Raw genomic sequence first — 4028 nt, 5'->3', positions numbered from 1 at the left:
CGATCTTGGGAAGCCCGCACCGTATGCGTAGCATTGGTGTCGGGAGGATGTCACCCAAAGGTACCTTTGAAGTTACTCAAATAGTGACCAGGAATGGGTTTTCTGAATCAGAACTGCTGACCTTGGCCGCGAAAGCAGAATCTCATTCCAATCATCCGGTTGCCCAGTCGATTCGAGACGCTTACGACCAGCCGATTCCTGGGTCTGAAGTGAGCGATTACGAAGAAATTGCAGGGCACGGCATCCGGGCGATCGTGCAAAATCACGTTGTGATAGCTGCAAACGATCGCCTCTTGCATCGAGAGAACATCAACCACGACACCTGTGAGGTCGATGGAACCGTCGTCCATGTGGCAGTAGATGGGCGCTACGCCGGATATATCTTAATTGCGGATGAGCTTAAAGACGACGCACCGCAAGCTATCCGAGACCTGAAACGCCTGGGTGTTGAAAAAACACTAATGCTGACCGGAGACAGCCCGGTGGTGGCCCGATGTGTTGCCCAGCAACTTGGCCTCGATGGCTTCATCGCTGAACTGCTGCCAGCAGGCAAAGTAGACAAAATCGAGAAGTTGCTAGACCGTTCAGGCAAGGCGAAACTGGCGTTTGTAGGAGATGGCATCAATGATGCGCCAGTGATTGCCAGAGCCGATGTGGGGATGGCAATGGGTGGATTGGGATCGGGTGCGGCCATTGAAACCGCCGATGTAGTCCTGATGACGGATGCTCCTGCAAAAGTTGCAGAAGCCATTCAGGTTGCCCGAAAAACCCGTCAGATTGTCGTGCAAAACATTGTCATGGCACTGGCGATCAAGGGTCTCTTCATTGCGCTGGGTACAGTCGGCTTGGCAACCCTCTGGGAAGCTGTATTTGCAGATGCAGGGGTAGCTCTATTGGCGATTTTTAACGCCATGAGAGTCCTCAAATAACTCAAATAAATTATGGATTCAGAATAAATTATGGATTCAGTGCCTGATTGATAGCAGGGGGGAAGGAGAGGAGTAGGTTAGAGGAGAGCCTGGATGTCTTTTTCGATGTCTTCAGGTTTGGTGAGGGAGGCGTAGCGTTTGACGACATTGCCGTTGCGATCGACCAGGAATTTGGTGAAGTTCCATTTAATCGCTTCACTACCTAAGAGACCGGGAGCGGCTTTAGTGAGGTACTTAAAGAGGGGATGGGCATTGGGACCATTAACATCAATTTTCTGAAAGAGAGGAAATTTTACGCCAAAGCGGGTTTCACAGAAAGATTGAATGTCGTTGGAGGTACCTGGTTCTTGCTGACCGAATTGATTGCAGGGAAATCCCAGAATCACCAACCCCCGATCGGCATACTTGTCGTACAGTTCCTGTAAACCTTTGTATTGGGGGGTAAATCCGCACTGACTGGCCGTATTGACAATCAGTAAAACCTTATCTTTAAAGGTACTCAGTGAGATTGGTTGTCCTTCAATACTGGTGGCCGAAAAGTCGTAAATAGATTGTGAGGCTTGAGATTGTGAGGCTTGGGCAGTCATAATCGGTAGGTGAGATTGGGATAAAGGAATTGACTCAATATACTCATTATCTTACTACTATCCCTGACGAACACCTGGGCTAAAATGACCATGAACGTGAGCCAAACCAGAAATGGGGCCAAAAGTATGGGCCGGACAGATAGGAATGCCAGGAACTCAGGTTGATATTCAGTTTGCAGCAGCAGTACAGGCGGCGATCGCAAGGCCAGAACAGGCGAACTTGGATGAATTGTGGCAGGCATTGCAGCAGGTACTGGCTGACCAACCGGATGATGTGCAGTTGAAGCTTGCAGGCGAGGCGATCGCTCAGTTCGCCGACGTGTTGAGTGCGAAAGCAGAAGCCTGGATTGCGGCCTGGGAAGCGGCGCACAATCCACCAGATACCACCGAACCAATTTTAACGGCAGAGATGCTAGCCAGTTTCCTGCGCCAATCCATGTCCTTAAATCTGGAAGGATTAGTGGAAAACTTTTCCCGAACGCTCCATTCCCCGGAAGAAGGGGTAAAATCCCTGATTGGAACTGTGGAAAAAGAGTTGCTACTGGCAATGGTAGACGCTCTGGAAGCAAAAGAGGAGGCTTTAGCCATAGCTCATGCGGAAGACGTTTCCCAATGGGTCACTACGATCGCTCGCTACCTTAAGGAAAACTCCAGGAAGCAGGTTTCCCTATCTGAACTGCAACAGAGTTTATCCCTCTCGTTTGTAGAAATATGGCTAGGTTTATTGCTAGGAGGATTCCAATTGCAGTCTGGTTGGAATCGAAAAACTACTTCACTAGATTCTTTTGCTGATTCCTTTTATCAGTCTGAACTGTATGTCAGAGTCAGTTAAATAACTACTAAATTAGTCTGACGTAGGATGAAGAAGAGGATAGAGTTGACGATCGCCAGCGCGATCGCACCAAGAATTGCGCTCCCGATGCCCCAGCGGAGCCGAAAACCTTCCACTAAGAATGCAGTTAAGCCAAACACAATGATGCTGCCAATCAGCGGAATTAATCCCAGGCTGAGGATCGTGGGAATGGCCCGCAACCACACAGGAAACAACCCCCATAGGCCATTAAAAGCTCCAATGATCGCGCCTGCAATCAGCGCAATAAAGGGATTATCAACTTCAACCCCTGTAGGGAGTTTAGAAATAATCAACAGGCTAGTAGCGGTCACAACAACAGAGATCAGAAATACAGTCACAATTCGCTCTCCTAAAAAGATAAGACAAGGTTAATCCATCAATGATGAAAACTATACTAAACTGATTCAACCAATTGTTAATCTATCAAACCTTCGACACGGTGAGTAAGCCTGATACTATTGATCCATAACCTTTCAATCATTTGGAGTGATCAAAAGGGCTGATTTGAATGCCAAAAAAGCGATCGATCAAACTATGTCTCCAGGTCAATCGCAGTGCCAGTGCCCAGAGGATGGCAACCAGGCCAATCCCCAGGTAATGCATAAAATCCAGAGGAAACAGTTCAAAGAAGCTGCGTAGCTGGGGGACTGACAGAATAATCAGGTATGCCAGGATGCCCAGAGCCGTTAGAACACTATACCGCCAATCTCGACTGAGCGGTTCTCCTCCCACCCAGGCTGGGGTTGGGGGTTTCAGGAAGGGCAGCAACAACAGACCACCAAACACCTGCATCGTGGTCATGGCCGTTTCGGCAAATTTCTGCGCCGATCGCACATCTTCCGGCTTAATGACCTGATTCAGTTCCTGCAAAGTGATTTGACCTCTGAACCAGGCTAAAACCGGCCCAATATTTCTGCCAGAAAATAGAGATAAACCAGAATACTGACGAAAGCCAGGGTAAAGGTGGCTGGCAGGACAAAATGCAACAGGGGATTTCCAGTGGCATAACTGCGTTTACCCGGTTTTGCCCAGAGGGTGACAAAGAAGGGCGGAATGCCCACCGTCAGAAACATGACAATCGTGCTGGTTTTGATCGTGAATGGGAGCACGATGCTGGTCAGCCCGATCGCAATCATCACCAAAATAAAGGAGAAGATTCGCACCAGAAACAGCTTGCTGATATCACTAATGCCATTGCGAATCCGCTGGCCTTCCAGAAAAGTTTTGGGTAAGGCACTGAAGGAATCCTTGAGCAAGACAATATCCGCCACACCGCGAGTGGCCTGACTACCACTTTCCATCGCAATCCTCACATTCGACTGTTTCAGGGACAGCACATCATTCACCCCATTCCCCATCATCGCCATATACCGTCCGCGTGATTGCAGACTTTGCACCAGACGCGCTTTTTGCTCCGGAGTAATGCGCCCAAAGATCGTGCCGTCCTCGGCCATTTGGGTAAACTCGCTGGCACTCATCTGAGCCAGATCCTGACCGGAGACGGCAATGATGTCGTTACTGAGTCCCGCCTGTTTGGCGAGAGCCACAACGGTAGCAGGATTGTCGCCAGAAATCACTTTCACTTGAATGCTAGCCTGTCGGAATTGCTCCAGGGTTGCTTGTGCATCCGATCGCAGTTCATCCCCAAAATACAAAACA

6 protein-coding genes are annotated in these 4028 nt (G+C 49.2%); 2 read left to right on the top strand and 4 right to left on the bottom strand.

What is annotated here, in order from left to right; translation table 11 throughout:
* Positions 1-929: HAD-IC family P-type ATPase (locus ACUVQO_RS22085; protein WP_445927978.1), on the top strand; the 929-nt coding region annotated here is incomplete at its 5' end.
* Positions 930-1006: 77 nt separating this feature from the next.
* Here ACUVQO_RS22085 and ACUVQO_RS22080 read toward each other — a convergent pair.
* Positions 1007-1516 (bottom strand): glutathione peroxidase, encoded by a 510-nt coding sequence (locus tag ACUVQO_RS22080; RefSeq protein WP_445927977.1) that lies wholly within the window; start codon positions 1514-1516, stop codon positions 1007-1009.
* A 112-nt stretch (positions 1517-1628) separates the two neighbouring features.
* Between ACUVQO_RS22080 and ACUVQO_RS22075 the strand changes: the two genes are divergently transcribed.
* Positions 1629-2348, top strand: coding sequence for a hypothetical protein (locus ACUVQO_RS22075; protein ID WP_445927976.1), 720 nt, complete (start codon positions 1629-1631; stop codon positions 2346-2348).
* Here ACUVQO_RS22075 and ACUVQO_RS22070 read toward each other — a convergent pair.
* The 3 genes from ACUVQO_RS22070 to ACUVQO_RS22060 all read right to left on the bottom strand — a co-directional run.
* On the bottom strand, positions 2345-2707 hold the full coding sequence (locus ACUVQO_RS22070) for a phage holin family protein (RefSeq protein ID WP_445927975.1): 363 nt from the start codon (positions 2705-2707) through the stop codon (positions 2345-2347). The two genes, ACUVQO_RS22075 and ACUVQO_RS22070, sit on opposite strands and share 4 nt — an antisense overlap.
* Positions 2708-2846: 139 nt before the next feature.
* On the bottom strand, positions 2847-3239 hold the full coding sequence (locus ACUVQO_RS22065; RefSeq protein ID WP_445927974.1) for a hypothetical protein: 393 nt from the start codon (positions 3237-3239) through the stop codon (positions 2847-2849).
* 23 nt (positions 3240-3262) lie between these two features.
* Positions 3263-4028, bottom strand: a 766-nt coding sequence (locus ACUVQO_RS22060; protein ID WP_445927973.1) for an HAD-IC family P-type ATPase, incomplete at its 5' end; no start/stop codon positions are given.

The sequence above is a fragment of the Leptodesmis sp. genome (assembly GCF_052746595.1).
The sequence above is the reverse complement of the archived record's forward strand: the minus strand, read 5'-3'. Positions and strand labels throughout refer to the sequence as shown.